18 protein-coding genes are annotated in these 20,976 nt (G+C 61.2%); 10 read left to right on the top strand and 8 right to left on the bottom strand.

Annotated elements, in window-relative coordinates; genetic code table 11:
* Window positions 1-29: 29 nt before the first annotated feature.
* The 3 genes from PQR40_RS11020 to sap1 all read left to right on the top strand — a co-directional run bounded on the left by PQR40_RS11020 (window position 30) and on the right by sap1 (window position 2,472).
* Window positions 30-455, top strand: a complete 426-nt coding sequence (locus PQR40_RS11020; protein ID WP_408239435.1) for an HIT family protein — start codon at window positions 30-32, stop codon at window positions 453-455.
* Between the two features lie 691 nt (window positions 456-1,146).
* Window positions 1,147-1,689, top strand: a complete 543-nt coding sequence (gene speG / locus PQR40_RS11015) for a spermidine N1-acetyltransferase (protein ID WP_408239441.1) — start codon at window positions 1,147-1,149, stop codon at window positions 1,687-1,689.
* A 444-nt stretch (window positions 1,690-2,133) separates the two neighbouring features.
* Window positions 2,134-2,472 carry a surface attachment protein Sap1 gene (gene sap1, locus PQR40_RS11010; RefSeq protein ID WP_408239444.1) on the top strand — a complete coding sequence of 113 codons (339 nt, stop codon included), beginning with the start codon at window positions 2,134-2,136 and terminating at the stop codon, window positions 2,470-2,472.
* A 254-nt stretch (window positions 2,473-2,726) separates the two neighbouring features.
* Here sap1 and PQR40_RS11005 read toward each other — a convergent pair whose 3' ends face one another.
* From PQR40_RS11005 to PQR40_RS10985, 5 genes are all read right to left on the bottom strand, one after another.
* Window positions 2,727-4,460 (bottom strand): IlvD/Edd family dehydratase, encoded by a 1,734-nt coding sequence (locus PQR40_RS11005; RefSeq protein WP_408508979.1) that lies wholly within the window; start codon window positions 4,458-4,460, stop codon window positions 2,727-2,729.
* A 115-nt stretch (window positions 4,461-4,575) separates the two neighbouring features.
* A complete protein-coding gene (gene araH / locus PQR40_RS11000; protein WP_408239119.1) occupies window positions 4,576-5,580 on the bottom strand; it encodes an L-arabinose ABC transporter permease AraH in 1,005 nt (334 codons plus the stop codon).
* A gap of 75 nt (window positions 5,581-5,655) precedes the next feature.
* A complete protein-coding gene (gene araG, locus PQR40_RS10995) occupies window positions 5,656-7,206 on the bottom strand; it encodes an L-arabinose ABC transporter ATP-binding protein AraG (protein ID WP_408508978.1) in 1,551 nt (516 codons plus the stop codon).
* Window positions 7,207-7,305: 99 nt separating this feature from the next.
* Entirely contained in the window at window positions 7,306-8,310 is a 1,005-nt protein-coding gene (locus tag PQR40_RS10990) for an arabinose ABC transporter substrate-binding protein (RefSeq protein WP_408508977.1), read from the bottom strand.
* Between the two features lie 257 nt (window positions 8,311-8,567).
* Window positions 8,568-10,016 carry an aldehyde dehydrogenase family protein gene (locus PQR40_RS10985; protein WP_408508976.1) on the bottom strand — a complete coding sequence of 483 codons (1,449 nt, stop codon included), beginning with the start codon at window positions 10,014-10,016 and terminating at the stop codon, window positions 8,568-8,570.
* Between the two features lie 178 nt (window positions 10,017-10,194).
* Between PQR40_RS10985 and PQR40_RS10980 the strand changes: the two genes are divergently transcribed.
* Together PQR40_RS10980 and PQR40_RS10975 are read left to right on the top strand one after the other, a co-directional pair.
* A complete protein-coding gene (locus PQR40_RS10980) occupies window positions 10,195-11,172 on the top strand; it encodes a LysR family transcriptional regulator (protein WP_408508975.1) in 978 nt (325 codons plus the stop codon).
* 151 nt (window positions 11,173-11,323) lie between these two features.
* Entirely contained in the window at window positions 11,324-11,881 is a 558-nt protein-coding gene (locus PQR40_RS10975) for a YaeQ family protein (protein WP_408393336.1), read from the top strand.
* On the opposite strand, the gene PQR40_RS10970 is transcribed toward PQR40_RS10975, so the two are convergent.
* Window positions 11,882-12,307 carry a VOC family protein gene (locus tag PQR40_RS10970; RefSeq protein WP_408239136.1) on the bottom strand — a complete coding sequence of 142 codons (426 nt, stop codon included), beginning with the start codon at window positions 12,305-12,307 and terminating at the stop codon, window positions 11,882-11,884.
* A 398-nt stretch (window positions 12,308-12,705) separates the two neighbouring features.
* Between PQR40_RS10970 and ada the strand changes: the two genes are divergently transcribed.
* The 4 genes from ada to PQR40_RS10950 all read left to right on the top strand — a co-directional run bounded on the left by ada (window position 12,706) and on the right by PQR40_RS10950 (window position 17,576).
* Entirely contained in the window at window positions 12,706-13,881 is a 1,176-nt protein-coding gene (ada, locus tag PQR40_RS10965) for a bifunctional DNA-binding transcriptional regulator/O6-methylguanine-DNA methyltransferase Ada (protein WP_408334939.1), read from the top strand.
* Entirely contained in the window at window positions 13,878-14,795 is a 918-nt protein-coding gene (locus PQR40_RS10960; protein ID WP_408508974.1) for a DNA-3-methyladenine glycosylase family protein, read from the top strand. The genes ada and PQR40_RS10960 overlap by 4 nt, the downstream gene beginning before the upstream one ends.
* A gap of 411 nt (window positions 14,796-15,206) precedes the next feature.
* Window positions 15,207-16,823: a glutamate--cysteine ligase gene (gene gshA, locus PQR40_RS10955; protein ID WP_408508973.1), complete on the top strand. Its 1,617-nt coding sequence runs from the start codon at window positions 15,207-15,209 to the stop codon at window positions 16,821-16,823.
* A gap of 252 nt (window positions 16,824-17,075) precedes the next feature.
* On the top strand, window positions 17,076-17,576 hold the full coding sequence (locus tag PQR40_RS10950; RefSeq protein WP_408508972.1) for a hypothetical protein: 501 nt from the start codon (window positions 17,076-17,078) through the stop codon (window positions 17,574-17,576).
* A 419-nt stretch (window positions 17,577-17,995) separates the two neighbouring features.
* On the opposite strand, the gene PQR40_RS10945 is transcribed toward PQR40_RS10950, so the two are convergent.
* Together PQR40_RS10945 and PQR40_RS10940 are read right to left on the bottom strand one after the other, a co-directional pair.
* Window positions 17,996-19,558, bottom strand: coding sequence for a DHA2 family efflux MFS transporter permease subunit (locus PQR40_RS10945; RefSeq protein WP_408239151.1), 1,563 nt, complete (start codon window positions 19,556-19,558; stop codon window positions 17,996-17,998).
* A gap of 133 nt (window positions 19,559-19,691) precedes the next feature.
* On the bottom strand, window positions 19,692-20,234 hold the full coding sequence (locus tag PQR40_RS10940; protein ID WP_408334933.1) for a MarR family winged helix-turn-helix transcriptional regulator: 543 nt from the start codon (window positions 20,232-20,234) through the stop codon (window positions 19,692-19,694).
* Window positions 20,235-20,487: 253 nt separating this feature from the next.
* Between PQR40_RS10940 and PQR40_RS10935 the strand changes: the two genes are divergently transcribed.
* On the top strand, window positions 20,488-20,847 hold the full coding sequence (locus tag PQR40_RS10935; RefSeq protein ID WP_408334930.1) for a hypothetical protein: 360 nt from the start codon (window positions 20,488-20,490) through the stop codon (window positions 20,845-20,847).
* Window positions 20,848-20,976: the final 129 nt, after the last annotated feature.

Raw genomic sequence — 20,976 nt, 5'->3', positions numbered from 1 at the left:
GATACAGACAGCACCCTAGAGGACGCGTGATGAACTACGACGACAGCAATCCCTTCGCGAAGATTCTGCGCGGCGAACTACCCTGCATCAAAGTGGCGGAAAGCGATGCCGCGCTGGCCTTCATGGACTTGATGCCGCAAGCGGACGGTCACCTGCTGGTCGTACCGAAGGAAGCGGCGGTTGAGATTTTCGAGTTGTCGGATGCCTCGACGGTGGCCTGCATGCGCATGACGCAGAAACTCGCCATCGCCGTTCGGGCGGCTCTGCGCCCCGACGGCGTGTTCATCGGCCAGTTCAACGGCGCGGCGGCGGGACAAACGGTGCCGCACGTGCATTTTCACGTGATCCCGCGCTGGGAAGGACAGCCACTGCGCATGCATGCACGCGAAGTGGCCGATGCGGCCACGCTCGAAGCGCTGGCCAAGCGTATTCGCGACCACTGGCGCGCTCACTGACACCGGGCGCGCCGTAACTGGTCACGCCCCGTAATATGTGTAATGGCCGGTGAAACCAGCCGCACGCGCTGTGCGGCTAGACTGGCACCTGCCTTGTACCCGCAAGGCATTGAGTGTGGATCTCTTTTCAGCCTGCCCGAAACGGCAGGCTTTTTTATTTGGGGATCGAATTCGCGAGCCGCCCTCGCCTCGTCGAGACGTTTGCCGCGCGCTCACCCATGCAGGCCGGCCACCTCAAAGCCGATGCCGCGAACGGCGCAGCGGATGCCGCCAGTCGATACGATGCCGTTTCATCGGCACGGGATTCATCTCGTGCAAATGCCGGTGTTCTTGCCACAATTCGTCAGAGAAAAGAAACGCGACGATAAGCAGCGGGATGACCAGAAAGGCGCCTAATATCAAGTGCTCGATCACGGTAGCCTCCATCGCAAGAGCCTGATTTCATTGTAGAGCACCCCATGTGCCCACACGGTGCCGAGCCCCTCACAAATTTGCGATAAACGCCCTGCGACAACGCGACGCCCCACCCTCGCCGAACCCGCGTGGCGCCTCGCGCTTTGCAAAAACGCGCCGCACCTTGGTCTGGCGTTGCAAGAACTCCCTGCGCTGAGCCCGGACTAACAGGAAACGCAAGCCGGAGCCCTCACCCTGAGCTTGCGCACTCAAACCAATAATTCTCAAGGGGAATCCAATGACTATCGAACGTAGCAGTGAACTGACCCTGCGTCCGCTCGAGCGCACCGATCTGCGCTTCGTCCATGAAGTGAACAACAACGCAAAGATCATGCGGTACTGGTTCGAAGAGCCCTATGAAACGTTCTCCGAACTGACCCAGCTGTATGACCAGCACGTGCACGATCTGCGCGAGCGCCGCTTCGTCGCGATCGACAACGACGGCCAAACCATCGGCGTCGTCGAATTGATCGAGCTGGACTATATCCACCGGCGCGGCGAGTTTCAGATCATCATCGCTCCGCACGCGCAGGGTCGCGGCTACGCTACCGTCGCCACGCAACTCGCGATCGATTACGCGTTTTCGGTCCTGAACCTGCGCAAGGTCTACCTGATCGTCGACAAGTCGAATACCGCTGCCATTCACGTCTATGAAAAGTGTGGTTTCCGGCACGAAGCCGAGTTAATCGAAGAGTTTTTCGGCAATGGCCGCTATCACAATGCATTGCGCATGTGCATGTTCCAGTCCGAGTTCTTCGAAGGTAATCAGCAGGCCGAGTAACCCGCTGCCAGGCCGCCCAGGGACGCCATGCTGCGTCGACTGACGCACCTGGCACCGTTTATCTTTAGTACATACACCGTTATTTCGTGATTTTTGATTAATCGGGTGAATGACTTTGTGTGCAATGCACCAAGTGCATCCGTTAATTGTATTAATTCACTTAATTGGTGCCCCTCGTTTACGCGAATACGCGCCGCAAAGCTTTACTGGTTAAAGCGGTGTGTCCCGCCCGTCTCTTAGTTATCCGTTGCAATCCACCCTGTTTAAGCCGCTGCTCAAGGTTTAAGCAGGGGCGAAACGTGGTGCGACAATTCGCCGCTGTTGCGACCGCACACAAGATGTGCTTGTCCTTCTTACGCGTTCTCCTAAAGTGCAAGGTGCGGGTTCGACGTTAAAGTTAAATACATAGCTAACCTGAGTATTCAACCCGCACCGGAGGAAAATATGAAAACGCGAATCGCCCTTGTTTTCGCCATTGTGGGTTTGGCTGCCGCTTCTGTTCAGGCGCAAGATTTCATGGTCAAGCCGCAGCAAACCATTCAGTTCAAGGCTAACGCGTACGGTTGCCTGTCGAAGGATAAACTCGACGCCGCCGACCAACATGCGCAAGCTGGTGAACAGCAAAAGATGCAGGAATTCTTCTCCGGATATCAGTGCGTTTCCGCGCCGGAAAACTCGAGTTTCCGAGTTGTACGCGTGGTTGGGCACGATGTCGAATTCGTGAATGCGGCTAATAGCGATACGGAAGGCCTCTGGGCAAACGATCGATTCATCAAACAATAAGCTAAACGCCAACGCTCCGGCGAAGCGCCGGAGTTTTTGACTTTCGCCATAAACTCTCTGGCTTTAAAAGCCCGGGGGCTGTGAACCTGCGAGTTATAAACCGGTCAGGCATTGCATGCCTGGCCGTTTTTATTTCTGCCCAATTTTTCCATGAAGTGAAACCGATAAAAAAGCCGATGCGGGATTTCGATCCGCATCGGCAATACGCCTTCTCGCAAAGCGCAGGGAGAAACGTTTAGCCGTTCAAACGGCGATCAATGCGAGTCGCGCGGCACGGGCGCGCCGCTCGATCCGACCAGGAAATCGAGATCGGCGCCCTGGTCCGCTTGCAGCACATGGTCGACGTAAAGCTTGTAGTAGCCGCGCGTGGGCGGCGCGGGCGGCTGCCACGCGGCGCGCCGGCGCGCGAGTTCTTCATCGGTGACATCCAGATGCAGACGGCGGGCGTCGACGTCGAGTTCGATCATGTCGCCGGTTTGCACGAATGCGAGCGGGCCACCCGCAGCCGCTTCCGGCGATACATGCAGCACCACCGAGCCGTACGCCGTGCCGCTCATGCGGCCGTCGGAAATGCGCACCATGTCCGTGATACCTTTTTGCAGCACCTTCTTCGGCAGCGGCATGTTGCCGACTTCAGCAAAGCCCGGATAACCCTTCGGCCCCGCGCCCTTGAGCACCATGACACAGTGCTCGTCGATGTCGAGCGAGTCGTCGTCGATCTTGGCGTGCAATTCCTCGATGTTCTCGAATACCACCGCACGGCCCCGATGCTTCAGCAGATGCGGCGTTGCCGCCGACGGCTTGATCACTGCGCCGTTCGGCGCCAGGTTGCCCTTGAGCACCGCAATGCCGGCCTTGGGCTTGAACGGCTCGGCAAATGTCGTGATGACCTTCTCGTCGTGATTCGGCGCGTTGCGCACGTTGTCCCAGATCGTCTTGCCGTTTACCGTCAGCGCTTCGCGATGCAGCAGGCCCTGTTCGCCAAGTTGCTTCAGCACGGCGGGTAGGCCGCCCGCATAGTAAAAATCTTCCATCAGGTATTCGCCCGACGGCTGCAGATTCACCAGACACGGCACGTTCGAACCGAGCTCCCAGTCTTCGAGCGACAGCTCCACGCCGATGCGTTTGGCCAGCGCGATCAGATGGACGACCGCATTGGTCGAACCGCCGATCGCCGCATTCGTGCGGATCGCGTTTTCGAAGGCCTGGCGCGTGAGGATCTTGTCCATCGTCAGATCCTCGCGGACCATATCGACAATGCGCCGGCCCGCCAGATGCGCGAGCACCTGCCGGCGTGCGTCGACCGCAGGAATCGCCGCGTTGTGCGGCAAGCCCATGCCCAGCGATTCGACCATCGAGGCCATCGTCGACGCGGTGCCCATCGTCATGCAGTGGCCGCGCGAGCGGTTCATGCACGACTCGGCTTCGGTGAATTCTTCCTGCGTCATCGTGCCGGCACGCACTTCCTCGGACATCTGCCAGACGCCCGTACCGGAGCCGATGTTCTTGCCTCGAAAGCGGCCATTGAGCATGGGGCCACCCGACACGGCAAGCGCAGGCAGATTGCACGACGCCGCGCCCATCAGCAGCGCCGGGGTGGTCTTGTCGCAGCCGACCAGCAGAATCACGCCGTCCATGGGATTGCCACGGATCGATTCTTCGACGTCCATCGAGGCGAGATTGCGGAACAGCATCGCGGTCGGGCGCAGATTGGTCTCGCCGAGCGACATCACCGGAAACTCGAGCGGCAAACCACCCGCTTCGTGCACGCCTTTCTTCACATACTCGGCAAGCTCGCGAAAATGCGCGTTGCACGGCGTCAGTTCGGACCACGTATTGCAGATGCCGATCACCGGACGTCCGTCGAATTCGTCGTGTGGAATACCCTGGTTTTTCATCCACGAACGATGCAGAAAACCATCGCGATCTTTGAGGCCAAACCACGCCTGGCTGCGCAGCGGCTTTTTAGTCTGGTTGGAATCAGCCATGAAATCTCCTGTTGGCAAGTATGTAGAGGGGGCGCCTAGCCCGGGGCGCCTAGCCCGGGGCGCCTAGCCCGGGACGCCTAGCCCGGGACGTTTAGCCCGGGGCGTGTATCAGTCGTCAGTGCACACGCTTGCTGCGGCGGTACTGGTCGAACAGCACCGCGAGCAGCAGAATCCCGCCACGAATCAGGTATTGGTAGAAGGTCGGCACATTCATCAGGCTCATTGCGTCCTGCACGGAACCCATGATCAGCACGCCGACCAACACACCGGAAATCGTTGCGACACCGCCCGTCAGCGAAACACCGCCGAGCACGCACGCGGAAATCACGCCGAGCTCGAGCCCGACCGAAGTTTTCGGATCGCCGAGACTCATGCGTGACGCAAGCATCACGCCTGCAAAGCCAGTCACGAGGCCCTGCAATACGAACACTGTGATCTTGATACGCGTAACCGGCAAGCCCGCGAGCAAAGCGGCCTCGCTATTGCCGCCGACGGCCAGCACGTTCTTGCCGAACACGGTTTTCTTCAGCAGAAAACCGAACAGCACGAAACCGACGATGTTGCTCCAGATCGGATACGAAATGCCGAGGAACGCGCCGCCGCCGAGGTCGAAGAAACGCTCTTCGGAGATCATCACGGCGTCGCCGTTCGATGTGATGTAGGCGAGGCCGCGCACGACTTCCATCATCGCAAGGGTGACGATCAGCGAGTTGATCTTGTAGCGCGCGACCAGCACGCCGTTGACCAGCCCGACCGCGCCACCCGCGAGTACCCCGGCGGCGATACCGATCGTCACGCTATGCGTCGCGGTGATCAGCGTGGACGCCACCACGCCCGCGAACGCGACGATCGAGGCCACCGACAAATCCACTTCGCCCAGCGCGAGCACGAACATCATGGTCACGGAGATCGAGCCGATCAGCGTGACGGAAAGCAGCAAGCCCTGAATGTTTCGCGAGCTTAAAAATTCCGGCACGGTGAACGACAATGCCGCGAACAGGATGATGAACACCATCACGATGCCGGACCGGTTGATCAGGTCCCAGGTGCGTGCGGCGCGTGCGCTCAGGCCCGCGGAAGCGACGGCTGGCGTAGTGGGGTCGGTTGAGGGTGTGTGCATGATGTCAATTCCGTTTTCAATGGCACGATTCAGTTGCCTTCGATTGCCTTAACTTGCCTGGTGAGTGCGGCGTCTTTAGCGAGGCAGCGCGAGCTTGATCAGCGCATCCGGCGTGGCCTGCGCCTTCGGCAGATCGCCGACGATGCGGCCTTCCTTCATCACGATCACGCGGTCCGCGACGCCGATCACTTCGGCGAGATCGCTCGATACGACGATGACCGTGCGGCCCGCTTCAACAAGCCCATACAGCAGGCCGTAAATCTCGCTGCGCGCGCCGACGTCGATGCCGCGCGTGGGTTCGTCCATCAGGAATACGTCGATGTTTTCGGCGAGCCAGCGCGACAGAATCACTTTCTGCTGGTTGCCGCCGGAGAGCGTGCCGATCGGCGTTTCGCCGTTACGCGTCTTGATCGCGAGCTTGCCGATGAACTCTTTGGCGATCTGCGCTTCCTTGCGGCCGTTGAGCACGTTGAAGCGGCTGAAATGACGACGGCAACTGATGTTGAGGTTGTCCGACACCGAAGCAATCGAGACGATGCCTTCCTGCTTGCGGTCTTCCGGACACAGCGCGACACCTGCACGCACGGCGTCGCGTGGCGTGGCGAAACGCACGCGCTTGCCCTTGAGCGTGATCTCGCCGGCAGCCGGTTTGACTGCGCCGTAGATGAGCTTCATCAACTCGGAACGTCCCGCGCCGACCAGGCCGAAGAAGCCGAGGATTTCGCCTTTACGTGCCTTGAACGAAGCCGGTTCGCGTAAGCCACGTCCCATCAATTCCTTGACGTCGAGCTGTATATCGCCGAGTTCGCGTGAGCGGTAGCCGTACACGTCGGCGATTGAACGGCCCACCATGCAACTGATCAGGCGATCGCGATCGAGCCCATCGCCCGCTTCGAATGTATCGATGCGGCGGCCGTCGCGAAACACCGTCACGCGGTCGCACAATTCGTAGACTTCATCCATCCGATGCGTGACGTAGATGATCGCGCGGCCCTCGGCCTTCAACGCGCGGATGATCCGGAACAACTGCGTGGTTTCGCGCGACGACAACGAACTGGTCGGTTCGTCGAACGCGATCACACGCGCGTCGCGCATCAGCGCCTTGCCGATTTCGATCATCTGCCGCTGACCGATCGACAGATTTTTCACCTGTTGCGAGGGGTCGATTTTTTCGCCGAGTCTTTCTAACTCACGCACCGCACGTGCAATCAGCGCCTTCTCATCCAGCACGCCGAAGCGGTTGGGCAGGGTGCCGAGCATCAGGTTTTCGGCAACGGTCAGTTCAGGCACCAGATGCAGCTCCTGATAGATGATTGCGACGCCTGCCGCGATGGCCGCCTTGGTGGTGACGAACTGCTGCTCGACACCGTCGAGCGACAGCGTGCCCGCTGCCGGTTGATTCACGCCGGACAGCACTTTAAGCAGCGTCGATTTGCCTGCGCCGTTTTCGCCCATCAAACCGTGCACCTCGCCGCGCCGCACGTCGAGCGACACCTGGTCGAGCGCGAGCACGCCGGGAAAGCGCACGGTGATACCGTCGAGTTGCAGATACGGATCAGTCGACGTAAGCGTAGGCGAGGGCGCTTGCGCGGGGAGCGCCGTTTCGCCGGTGTGAGAAACCGTCATCAAAAGCCTCTAGCGTATGGACAACCCGTGCAGGCCGCTCACGCGTCGGCGTGAGCATCAACGTGAAAACGGCCCGCAGTGTGCAGACTCGAATACCGCTTAAATTCCGAGCTCTTTACGCACGTCCAGCCAGTTGCCGCGCACCATCAACTTGCCGGTGGTTTGCGTGTCGGCGGGCGGCTGCTTGCCGTCCTTGATCCACTCGACGAGGTTCTCCGTGCTCTCCTTGCCGTGCATCGTCGAGCTCACGGCGATCGTGCCGTAGAAACCCGTGGGTTCCTTCTTCTGGAACTCGGCAAACGCTTCGCCCGCACCGTTGATGCCGACGCCGATCACGTCCGCCGCCGGAATGTGCAGTTGTTCAGTCGCGCGAACGCCGCCCAGCACGCTTTCCTCGTTGAGCGCGAAGATCACCCACTTCTTGATGTTCGGATGCTGCGCGAGCACCGGCGACGACGCATTGAAACCGCCTTCGTCATCAGTGGTCTTTTGCGGAGCGTCGAAAATGTTTTCCTTCTTGAAGCCGCCGGCCAACAACGATTCCGTTGCGCCGTCCGTACGCAGTTTGGCGGTCGGCAGTTCGTAGTTCGTGATGCGCAGCGCGCCGACTTCTTCCGGCTTCCAGCCGCGGCGTTTCATCTCTTCAGAGATCGCGGTGCCGACCTGATTGCCGATCTTGAACGCGGACATGCCCAGATGCGGCACGTTCGGCAGCGGCTTGCCGGTGGAGTCGACCAGTTGATCGTCGACGGTGACGAACTTCATGTTGTAGCGCTTCGCACGCGCCTGGATCGCCGGTCCGAGCCGGACGTCGGGCGCACAGATCACGAAGCCTTTGGCGCCTTGCGCGCCGAGGTTATCGATCGCGGCCAGCACCTTTTCACCGTCCGGCGTGCCGATGTTGACCACCGAGAAACCGTCCTTCTGACCCAGCGCGGTGGCAGCTTTCTGTTCGTTGATGAACCACGCCTGTTCCGGCATCTTCACAAGGAAGCCGACTTTGAGCGGCGTGTCCGCGTGCGCGGAGAATTGCGCGGAAAAGGGTGCGGCGAGGGCCGCGGCGGCGATCGCGGTTAGCGTCAAACGGCGAAGCTTGCTGGTCATGCTTGTCTCCTGAGGTTGAAAAGCTGCATTGATTTCGTTTATTTGCAGCGTGAAAGCACGGCGGCGTCAGCCGGAACGTGGATGGGCGATAGCGTGAGCGGCTCGAATCGCGGCAGCGTGCGCCCTGCAACACCATGCGTGCTGCGCGGTGAGATTCGCGGCCGAGTGAACTGCGAGATGCACGGTGGCTACGGCGCTGCAACGGGCGGAAGGTTGAGCCGTGGGAGAAGTGGCAAAGTAAGCATGCCTCATCGCCATCAACCCGCAACGTAGGCCGTTTTCACGGCCGTCCAGAAGGCTGCATCCGTTGCGCCATAGGCTGACGCTTTGCGGCCGCCGCCAGGCGCGTGGTGCTCGACGGCGGTAGTCGGCAAATTGATCGTGACGAGACCGCATTGCACGTGGCGGCGAAAATGCCGCGCGCGGCTCAGCGAGCGCGTGCAGATGCCGGCGCATAAACCGTAAGCGGTGTCGTTCGCGAGATGCAGCGCGTGGTCGTAGTCGTCGGCCTTCAGCACCACGGCTAGCGGACCGAAAATCTCTTCTCGCGCGATGCGGTGTTCGGGTTCACCGATAAACAAAGCCGGTTCGAAAAAATAGCCGCGCGTCGCGCGTTCAAGTTGGCGGCCGCCGTGCAGCAGTTGCGCGCCTTCCTGTTGGCCGACGCGTACGTAGTCAAGATTGCGCGCTAACTGCGCGACGTTGGCGACCGGGCCAATATCCGTGCCGTGCTTCAGTGCATGATCGACGCTGAGCCTGGCGAGCTTCGTCTGCAACGCGTCGACGAACGGCTCGAACACCGCACGTTCGACGACCAACTTCGACGCAGCCGTACTGCGTTGGCCGGTAAAGCTATAGGCCCCGCTGAGGGCTGCATCGACGGCGCCGTCGAGATCGGCATCGGCCAGCACCAGGAACGGATTCTTGCCCCCCATTTCCAGTTGCACGCGTGCGTGCCTCGCAGCGGCAGCCTGGAGGACACGCGTGCCGGTTTCCGCCGAGCCGGTGAAACTGATCGCCGCCACCAACGGATGCGTGACGATCCGCGCGCCGACCTGCCGGCCGCTGCCCAGTACGAGATTGAATACGCCGGCCGGCAAACCGGCGCGGCTGACGATCGACGCCAGCGCCGCCGCGCAACCCGGCGTCGATTCGGCCGGTTTGAAGACGACGCAATTGCCGTGGGCGAGGGCGGCGCCGATCTTCGCGGCAGCAATCGCCAGCGGCGCACTCCACGCCGCGATGATGCCGATTACGCCGAGCGGTTCGCGCGTCACATCGATCTCGACACCGGCGCGCGCCGATGCCCCGGACTCAGCAAACGCGTGGAGTGCCTCGGCGGCAAAAAACTTGAATATCTGGCCGGCCCGCGTTGCTTCGGCTAAAGCTTCCGGTAGCGTCTTGCCAACTTCTCGCGCCAGCAGCCGGCCCAGTTCATCACGGCGCGCGAGCATCTCGCTGCCGATCGTATCGAGCGCATCCGCGCGGCGTTGCGCCGAACCCAGGGACCACTCGCGAAAGGCCGCGCTCGCCGCTTCGATCGCGGTATCGGTCTGCCTTACATCGGCCCGCACGTAGTCGCCGACCGGTTCATCCAGATCCGACGGATTGAGCGACACGCCCGTGGTCGCGCCCGTCTCCCAGCCACCATTGATGTAATGACGGAACGGACTGGCAACGAGCGGGGCAAGCGGATCGCGATTCATCGAAGGGAGGGGCGCCACATGAGGAAAGCTCAAAGTCCACGAATGGTATGAGCCACCCCAATAACTTTCCAATCCCTTTTTAGGCCATCCTCATATCATTTTCGATATGGCATGATGGCGACCTGGTGACGGCAAATCGTCCGAAAGACGGCATCAAGCCGCATAAGGAGACAGGCCCATGACGCGTAGCTACTCGAACTGGTTCGTGCGTGCGCGACTCAAGACGCGGCAGTTGCTGCTGCTCGCGGCGATGGAAGAGGAGGGCAACGTCCGGCGTGCCGCGGACGTGCTCGGCATGACCCAGCCCGCCGCCTCGCGGCTCCTGAAAGAGCTGGAGGACATGCTGGAGGTGAGCCTGTTTGACCGCACGCCGCACGGCATGCACGCCACCCTGTACGGCGAAGTGATGATCCGTCACGCGCGCATGGTGCTCTCGAATCTCAGCCATGCGCATGACGAAATCTCCGCACTGCGCGCCGGTCTGGCAGGCCAGGTGCGCATCGGCGTGATCGCCGCGGCCGCCGCGACAATGGTGCCGCGCGCCATCGCCAGCGTGAAAGAACGTTATCCACAGTTGCAAATCTGGGCGGAGGTGGAGACGTCAGACGTTATGCTGCCGAAGCTCGCCGAAGGCGAACTGGATATCATGATCGGCCGGGTGCTGGAGCGGCAAAACCAGTTCAAGACCGAAGTCCGCTACGAACCGCTCGCCGACGAACCGCTGTGTGTGGTGGCGCGCCCCGGCCATCCTCTCGAAAATGAAACAGGTTTGACACTGCGTGGAATCGTCAACGCGAGCTGGGTTTTGCACCCACCGGGCAGCGTTTTGCGCCATCGCTTTGATCTGATGTTTTCACAGATTGGACTGAATCCACCCCAAAATGTAGTCAATACCAACAATTTTCTGGCGATTTCGAGCTTATTGCTTCAAAGCGACATGTTGGCGGTTTTACCCGATGAAGTGGCGCGCCAGTACCAACAGTACGGTGTTCTCAAGCAGGTACCGATCGATTTACCGTGCAGAATGGATACATTCGGTATCATCACGCGCCAGTCGCACCTGCTTTCGCCGGCGGCCTCCGTCGTGCTCGGAGCCTTGCGGGAAGCCGCTTCCGAGGTCTACGGCACCGCTTTCGAGCCGGCAGTGGCGCGATAAATGCTTCTCCCGTTGCAATAGTCGCAATGGCAGCCGACGTTCGGCTCGGGAGGAGCACGCGATGTACAACAAACACGGAAAACGGCAACGCGCCGTCGACGATTCTTTTTCTGTTCGCTCCGGTGGAGCGAGCGCCTGGTTTAGTAACGGCATGGCTCTAAAATCGACAATTTACAAGGCGGAACTCCAGATCGCCAACATGGACCGGCACTACTACGCCGACCATTCCCTGACGATCGCCCGCCATCCCTCGGAAACCGACGAACGGATGATGGTCCGCGTCGCCGCGTTCGCGCTGTTTGCGCAGGAACGCCTCGAATTCTGCAAAGGTTTGTCGGATGTCGACGAACCGGACCTCTGGCAGAAGGATCTCACCGGCGCGATCGAAACCTGGATCGAAGTCGGCCAGCCGGACGAACGGCGCATTGCCAAGGCGAGCGGCCGCTCGAACGAAGTGATCGTGATCGCCTATGGCGGGCGCACGTCGGACATCTGGTGGCAAGGGGTGCGCGGCAAGGTCGAACGCATGCGCAATGTGACGGTGTGGACGCTCGGCGAAGACATCGCCGCCGCGCTCGGCAAGCTCGCCGAGCGGACCATGCGCCTGCAATGCACCGTGCAGGACGGTGAGGCATGGCTCGGCAGCGCCGAAGCGGATGCGGTGAAGATCGAGTGGACGGTGTTGAAGGCGCCCGCTAGCGCCTGGTAATTACAGCGACGTCGCGCGCGCCGCTTCGGGCGGCCCTTTGAGCTCGACCATATTGCCCTCCGGGTCGAACAGATACAGCGATTGCCCAAATCCATCCGCCCCGTAGCGCAAAGCCGCCTCGCCAGGCCGCGCGCCGTGTTCGGCCAGATGCGCCTTGAGCGCCTCGGCATCGAACGGTTCAACGCGCAAACACAGGTGGTCCATATTCCGCCCCGCGCCCGGCACGCCGTTTTCGGGGTGATCGAGCTTCGCGCCAACCTTTAACAGGTCAATCAGCGAGCGCCCCGCGCGCAACTGCGTCAGGCCCAGATCGGGCTGCTCCTTCTCGACGCTGCAACCGAGCACCTCGCAATAAAAGCGCCTCATCTCCGGAACGTTCGACGCCCGAATGACGATGTGGTCGATCTCGCGAATGTGGATTTTCATGTCGAACGCCCCTTGGCTGCTTCGCAGAATGGATGAATAGCCACCACAGTTTAGAAGAAAGGACGGCGCAGCGAGAGCAGGCCGCGAACCGGTCGCAAGGGACAGATCAGGAATGTTCAGACGAAAAAAAGCCCGCTCTATGTGGAGCGGGCTGAATCCATATCAGGAGGAGACATGGAGGAGACAAGTACTAATATACACATGGGGTTGGTGCGACGCAATAACTTTTTAAGGGAAAACCCGATATCGTGCCAAATTGTCGCAGTTTGCGGCGAGACGAGCGCCTGGCGGGGCTTCCAACCTACGGGGAAGCGCAATGACAGAGCAAGAACCGGGGCGTAGTGTGTCGGCATGCGGCCTACATTGGTGAGCATCGACACCGTCTTTCCGGGACCATCATGAACCGCACCGACCATACCGATATCGACGCCGAAACCGCCGCCGGCACCACCAGCTGGGCCACCGACGCCGAGCGTTGGGAAGCCGTCACCCGCCGCGAGGCGCAGGCCGACGGCGCGTTCTTCTACGCGGTCAGAACGACGGGCGTGTTCTGCCGCCCCTCGTGCGCATCGCGCCAGCCGCGCCGCGAAAATGTTACTTTCTTCACTGACGCAAACGCCGCGCGCGCCGCGGGCTATCGCGATTGCAAGCGTTGCCAGCCCGGCGGCCTGCCGCGCGAGCTGGAGATCGTCAATCGCGCCTGCGCCGCGCTAGATGCCGATCCGCAGCAGCGCCTCACGCTCGCACAATTAAGCGACGCCGTGCACGTCAGCCCGTTCCACTTGCAGCGTCTGTTCAAGCGCGTGGTGGGGGTGTCGCCGCGGCAGTATCAGGCCGCGCAGCGCGGCGCCGCATTGCGCGACGCGTTGCAGAGCGGTTCGGACGTGACACGCGCCACGCTCGATGCCGGCTTCGGCTCGCCGTCGCGGATGTACGACAGCGCCTCGGCGGAATTGGGTATGGCGCCGTCCGCGTTTCGCCGCAAAGGCGCGGGGCTCACCGTGCGTTACGCCAGCGCATCGACCTCGCTCGGCTTCGTGCTTGTCGCCGCAACCGACAAAGGCATCTGCAAAATCGGTTTCGGCGACGATGCCGCGATACTCGCCGAGGACCTGCGCGGCGAGTTCGCCAACGCCGAGCTGGTCGAGGACGCAACGCGCCTCGCACCGTTCATCGCCCAGATCGACGCCTATCTGCGCGGTACCCGTCAGGACTTCGATCTGCCTTTGGATATCGCCGCCACCGCATTCCGGCAACGTGTATGGGACGCGCTGCGGCGCATTCCCTACGGTGAGACGCGCAGCTATTCCCAGATTGCGGAAGCGGTCGGCTCGCCGCGGGCCGTGCGCGCGGTCGCGAGCGCGTGCGCGACGAATCCGGTTGCGTTGGCGATTCCATGTCATCGGGTGCTGCAAAAGGGCGGTGCGCTGGCAGGGTATCGCTGGGGCCTGCCGCGCAAGGCCGCATTGCTCGACAACGAAGCGCGGCACGCGGGCGACGTTTCGCCCGATAAACCCGATCGCCGCGAGCACGCAGCCAATGCAACCACCACCGACATGGACCACGCCGCGTGAGCGCGCTTGACGACGTCGCAACACTCGAACTACCGTTCAAACCACCCTTCGACTGGCCGCGTCTGCTGCGCTTTTTCGGCGGACGCGCGACGCCCGGCGTCGAAGCGGTCGAAGACGGCACCTATCGCCGCGCGATCGATTGGGCCGGCGACAGCGGCACGCTGACCGTGCGCCTGCATCCGCGCAAGCGCTGCATCGTCGCCAACATCCAAGGTCCCGCGAGCCGTCATGCCGACGCGCTCGCCGCGCCGATCGCGAGAATGTTCGACCTGCACGCCGACCCGAAGAAGATCGGCAACGAACTATCCGCCGACCCATGGCTCGCACCGTTGATCGACGCCGTGCCTGGCTTGCGTGTGCCAGGCGCGTGGTCGGGTTTCGAACTGGTGGTGCGCGCCATTGTCGGGCAGCAGGTCAGCGTGAAGGCGGCGACCACGATCATCGGACGGCTGGTGCAGCGCGCCGGCGAACGTATCGAAGGTCATCCGCATGAGAACACCGCGTGGCGCTTTCCGACGCCCGCCGCGCTCGCGACTGTGGAACTGGAAAAGATCGGCATGCCGGGTAAACGCGTAGCGGCGTTGCAAGGCTTCGCGCAAGCGGTCGCTTCAGGCGAGGTGCCGCTCGACAGCAGCATCGCCGACGCCGACAGCCTGCGTGCAGCGTTACTCGCCCTGCCTGGCATCGGTCCATGGACAGTCGAGTATGTGGCGATGCGCGCCTGGCGCGATGCCGACGCGTGGCCCGCATGGGACCTCGTGCTGATGCAGTCGATCTGCGCCCGCGATCCCTCGCTCGTGAGGCCCACGCAGCAACGCACCCGCACCGACGCGTGGCGGCCGTGGCGCGCGTATGCGGCGATGCATCTGTGGAACGAGGTGGCGGATCGGGCGGGGGCCGCGCGCGGCGGCTGAGAGGGTATCGCGGGCAGGGAGAGCGAGGCAGCATGATGTAGCGACCAGACCGGCGCCCCCATGCGGTGACTAAGGTCATACAACATTCAGGGAGCACCGCCGCACAGGCTGGCGGACCGGGGCTAGCGTCCTCGCGTGGCGGCTAAGGTCGTACGCCAACCGGGGACAAGCGCGGATCGCGCCTCAGGCGCGTGACGGGTAGAGTGACAAGGCAAAGGACAGGCCGATTCATCCTGAAAATAGGCAGAGTTGAGTGGTCCGAGGGCCGGCCGGAGCGGCCTCAAGCAGCCGCCGTGGCGAGATGTTAAAGTGCCCGCTACCCGAAAATTCCGCCGAACGTTGTCAACCGCGCAGTGCTGCACATAAGCAGTGAAGCGGCACATGGCGGCCGACAACGCCCGACTCGCATCAATGCCAAACACGACATCCTCCCGCACGAACGACGCGTTCTCGCACCGCCTTTCCGTGCTGACCTCAGGCCCGCGGCGCGATGCGCTGGTACGTGGCTTGCGCGGCATCGAAAAGGAAAGCCTGCGCGTGACGCACGACGGCAAGCTCGCCATGACGCCGCATCCGCGCGTGCTCGGTTCGGCACTCACGCATCCGTCGCTCACCACCGACTATTCCGAAGCGCTGCTCGAACTGATCACGCCGGCTGAGCACGACGTCGCGATCACGCTCGATAAGCTCGATACGCTGCATCGTTTTGTCTACGCAGAACTCGGCGACGAGATCTTGTGGAACAGCTCCATGCCGGGCCTGCTGCCCGAAACAGACGACGGTATTCCAATCGCGCGCTACGGATCGTCGAATATCGGCAAACTGAAGTACGTCTACCGCATTGGCCTGGCGCTCCGTTACGGCCGCACCATGCAGTGCATTGCGGGCATTCACTACAACTATTCGCTGAACGAAGAAGTGTGGCGCGTGTTGCATGCCGATCAGCAATCCACGGCAACCGCCGTCGATTTTCAGTCCGACCGCTACCTCGCGCTGATCCGCAATTTCCGCCGCAGCAACTGGCTGTTGATGTACCTGTTCGGCGCGTCGCCGGCTCTGGATCGCCGCTTCCTGCGCGATCGCCAACACACGCTCGAAACGTTCGACGCCGACACGCTGTATCGCCCGTATGCGACCAGTTTGCGCATGAGCGATCTCGGCTACTCGAACACCACCGCGCAAGCCGCGCTGCACGCCGACTACGACACGCTGCCCGGCTACCTCGACGCGCTCGCGAAGGCCGTGAGCCAGCCGTACCCCGCGTATGAGGCGATCGGCACGCAACGCGACGGCGAGTGGGTGCAGATCAACACGAACGTGCTGCAGATCGAAAACGAGTTTTATTCGACGATTCGTCCGAAGCGTGTCACGTATCCGGGCGAGCGTCCGCTGCATGCATTGGCTGCGCGTGGTGTGCAGTATGTCGAAGTGCGTTGCATGGACATCGATCCATTTGAGCCCACCGGCATTTCACTGGAGACCTCGCGTTTTCTCGACGCTTACCTGCTGGTCTGCGCGCTCGACGACAGCGCGCCGCTGCCGCCGGACGCGTATGCGGAGGCGAATCAGAACTTCGGCCGCGTGACGATGGAAGGCCGCAAGCCGGGCCTTGAACTGACGCGCGACAGCCGACCGGTTGCGATGCTGGATTGGGCCAACGAATTGCTCGTCAAGATCGACGCAGCCGCGGCAACGCTGGATGCGTTGCACGGTGGCGACGCGCATGCGCGCGCCGTGGCGGTTCAGCGCGCGAAACTGGCGGATGCCTCGCTGACGCCGTCCGCGCGCGTATTGCAGACGATGCGCGACAAGCAGCAGAGTTTCCTCGCGTTCAGCCTCGAGCAAAGCGAAGCGCACGCCGCCTGGTTCCGCTCGCGTCCGCTAGACGCCGCGCAGACAAAGGAATTCACCGACCTCGCTGCACAATCGCTGGCAGAGCAAGCCAAACTTGAACAGGAAGAGGTCGGTTCATTCGACGCGTTTGTCGCGGCATACCGGGCGTACACCCTGAACCGCTTTAGCGTCTAACCGACGAACGTAGGCCGCGGCCTGATGCCGTTCAGTTAACACTGAACGGCATTTTCATTTGCGAAGCAGAGAGCGGCCTTGAGGGCCGCTTTTTTATTGCGCACAGGTAACGTCTACGCAAATCGATGCTGGCTGTCGACCAACCCGGCAAAATCTCCGCTTGTTTGACGATTCACGGATGCGTATGAAACACCACGCCGGGGATGCGGTCCAACTTGAATGACACGCTCCAGAGAGGGAGGCTTCACCGTGATGAAAAAAGGTCTGTTGGCCGGGCTATGCCTGGTGGCGACGGCGGGATGTTCGACGCAGGGGCAGGTCAACCCGGACGTCATGCAGATCGCGACAACGCCGTTGACGTGTTCGAACAAAGCCGAGTGTGATGTCTGGTGGCAACGTGCGCAGACGTGGGTAACGAGCCATTCGAAGTACAAGGTCGAATCCGCGACGGACACGTTGATCCAGACTGCCGGCCCGGACGGCGGCAGGCGCGCCTTGGCGTACCAGATTACGCGCACACCGAACCCGGACGGCACAGCGACGATCGGGTTTGCAGCGCATTGCGACGGCTCTTTGGGTTGCAAACCGAACCCATGGGAAGCGGGCGCCGATTTCAAGGAATACGTACGAGGCACGGTGACGTCCGCGCCGCAGAGCGGCGAAAAACCCTCGCAACCTGCGCCAACAGCTATGCACCCGGACACATCAGGACAATCGATCCCGGGAACGAGTGGGGAAGCGATAACGCAGTGAGGGGAACTAACCGATAATGCAGTCAGCGAGGAGAAAACGCTCACGCATGAAACGCGGGTGTGGCCTGAGAACAATCCGCCGCCCAAAATGCGGCGGGGTAGTTCAAGAAGTCCCCATCGGCGCGCGCAGCGCCGCCGGAAGTATGACGCCCTTGTCACTAACGTGGAATGTGCGAGAACACAGATTCCAGATGCACCACTACCGCGACTGTGCGGGGGCCCCACTTAAGAATTAGCGGTGTGAGCCGCTTTCTCTTGCCTACTTCTCTTTGCGGCGGCAAAGAGAAGTAGGTGCCGCCCCGCACAGGGGCAACGCTAATAAACCAATAACAATTCAAGGAAAGGCCAAAGAAGCCATACCAAGGAAAAGCCAACACCATAAAACCACAACCAACAAGCGCCGCACAGGCAAAAAAAACCTCAATGCCCCATAGAAGGCCCAACCCCCTTCCTGGGTTTAGTCACCCAAACCAGCACAGCAAGCACAAGAAACCCCGCACAGGAAATCCGGAAGAAATCATTAGTGGCCATCATATAAGCCTGCGCCGTAACGATCTGATTCAACTGCGCGGTGACACCATCACCAGAAAGCCCAAGACTCCCCAACGCATTGGTAAAAGCGTTCGTATTCGCTGAATAAACATTCACCGAATCGGTCAACATCGCATGATGGTAGATCGTATCGTTCTCCCAGTACGTCGTACTGATCGCCGTCCCGATCGCCCCGGACAAAGTCCGAAAAAAGTTCGACAAACCAGAAGCACTAGCGAGCCGATCATCGGACACGCTGGACAACGTAATCGTCGTCATCGGCACGAAGAAGCAGGCGACACCAATGCCTTGCACCAACCGTGGCCAGATCACATGATTAAACGGCACATCGAGTGTAAAAGTCGAGTTCCAGAACGACACGAACGCAAACACGATGAACGCAAAACTCGCCACCATGCGCAGGTTCAGCCGATGCATATTCTTGCCGATCATCGGCGACAAAAACAGCGCGAGAATGCCGACCGGGGCGGTCGCCAAACCGGCAAGTCCAGCGGTGTAACCCATCACGGTCTGCAACCAGAGCGGGAAAATCACCACTGACCCGAAGAACGCCATAAACCCGAACGAAATAATCACCACGCCGAGCGCGAAGTTACGATCCTTGAATAGCGAGAGATCGACAACGGGTTCCTTGTCCGTCATTTCCCACACCAGCAGGAACGCAATCGACACCACCGCGATAATCGCCAGCGTGACGATAAACGTCGAGTTGAACCAGTCGCGATCCTTGCCAAAATCGAGCACCATCTGCAGACACGACACGCCGATCACGAGCAACGCGAGTCCGACCGCGTCGATCCGCTGTTTGGTGACCTTGGTCTCGCGACCCCGCAGCAACAGGAACGCGCACACCGCCGAGAACAACCCGATCGGCACGTTGATGTAGAAGATCCACGGCCACGTGTAGTTGTCAGTGATGTAGCCGCCCATCACGGGACCGAAAATCGGTGCGCAAATCACGGTCATTGCCCAGAGGCCGAGCGCGAGTCCGCGCTTTTCCGGTGGGTATGAACGCATGAGAATCGTCTGCGAAAGCGGGACCATCGGCCCCGAGACGAGCCCTTGCAGGAGCCGGAACGCGATCAGCGACTCAAAGTTGTGCGCGAAGCCGCACAGCGCCGAGGCGATCGTGAAAAGCAGAACCGACAGCGTGAACAGCCGCGCTTCGCCGACGCGCCGCGCGAGCCAGCCGGTCAGCGGCACCGCGATCGCCGAGGCCACGGAATACGATGAGATGACCCAGGTGCCCTGACTGGTCGCCACGCCGAGGCTGCCGGAAATGGTCGGCACCGCGACGTTCGCGATCGACGTGTCGAGCACTTCCATGAACGTGCCGAGCGCGAGGCCGACGGTGAGCAACGCCAGCATCCCGCCTTTGAGCGGGGTGAGTTCGGCGGCAGGTAGGGCTTCGGCGGGAGCCGTAGCAGCCATGTGTTTCTCCTCAACTGGGAAAGCTTGTCGCGGCAGCTTTATCGCACCCACTGAGTGGCGCGTTTACATGCTGGATCACCCTCTGCCCAGACAGACATTTTCAAACGATGGCGCGTGCAAAAACGCCTCCTGATTACTGCCCGCCGTGATCTGGCAACGGCTCTTCGGGTGAATCTTCCTGCGATTCCTGCGACGGTCCGAGCCCGCAACACGCGCTTGCTTCCTCGCCGATGCCGTTCGCAATGAAACGGCCGAGCAGGTCGAGCAAGGCGGCATGGTCCGCGGCGGAAAATCCGCGCAATTGCTCGTTCAACACGGCGGCGCCCAGAGCGGGCAATTGCTGCGCGGCTTCGTGACCCTGCGGCGTCAACTCCAGCTTGACCATCCGGCGGTCGGCGTCACTGCGTGAGCGCATCACAAAGCCTTTCTTTTCAAGGCGATCGAGCAAACGCGTCATCGATCCGCTGTCGTATGACATGACGCGCGACAGCTCGAACGGCGTGCTCGCGCGTTGCGCAGACAACAGCAGAATCACACCGATTTGCTGGGTGGTCAGTCCTAACGGTTTGACCGCACGGTCCATCCGCGCGAAAAGCACGTTTCGTGCTTTCGTCAGGTAATAGCCAAGACTCGATTCGAGGTGAATCTCGTCCGCGTTGTAGGGCCCATCGTTCATCGTGTATCCGGGAACATCGTCAAGCAGAACGGATTTTAGCTGCCTAAGCAGACAAGTCAAATTTCATTTCGCGCAGCGCGGGCGGCGCAAAAAACAACACCCTCACTCCGCGCGAAGCAAAGTATCTTGAAATTTAATTGCATAGTCAATATTATTGTAGGCAACGAGTTACGCGCGATCCGCGCCACCCGAGACCATGTTCTGACCGATTGTCTGCACGCCGCAACGGCGCCGTGCGAAAAGGATCTTCCCGATGCTGTACCTCAAAAACACCCTTGGCGGCTTGAGCCGCTCCCTGACCGATTCCGCGCTGAGCACCTTTCAAGGGCCGCATCGCTGGTGGAAACTGGCGTTGTTCGCCGTGCTGTTCGTGCTGCCCGGTGGATCGGTGGGGGTCGCGGTGCTTGCGTGGGCGGAGCATCGGCGGGGGCAGAAGGGGGCTAAGGCGGCCCCAGAGGAATCGGTGTCCTCCGTCGCAGTGTCGAGTGCCATTGTAGCTACGAGTGCCGCCACCAGCCCTGCGGGCGCTTGCCAGGCGCGCTTAGGTGCGCCGTGTCGGGCTGCGGCTGGAAAGCTGGCCCGGCAGACTACTTCATCGGATTCGCGGGTTTAATTCCTGTCTGATAAAACCGTCCTTCGTTGCCTGAGCGGCGTTTTTGCCGCCCTCAAAGGCAACGAAGCCGGTAATAGCATGTAACCATCCCGACACCCTAAGTAACACACCTCCTTCTCCCCCCGCATT

The sequence above is a fragment of the Paraburkholderia sediminicola genome (genome assembly GCF_046026855.1).
Classification (GTDB): domain Bacteria; phylum Pseudomonadota; class Gammaproteobacteria; order Burkholderiales; family Burkholderiaceae; genus Paraburkholderia; species Paraburkholderia sediminicola_A.
Note: the sequence above shows the minus strand (reverse complement) of the source record. Positions and strands in the feature narration are given on the sequence as shown.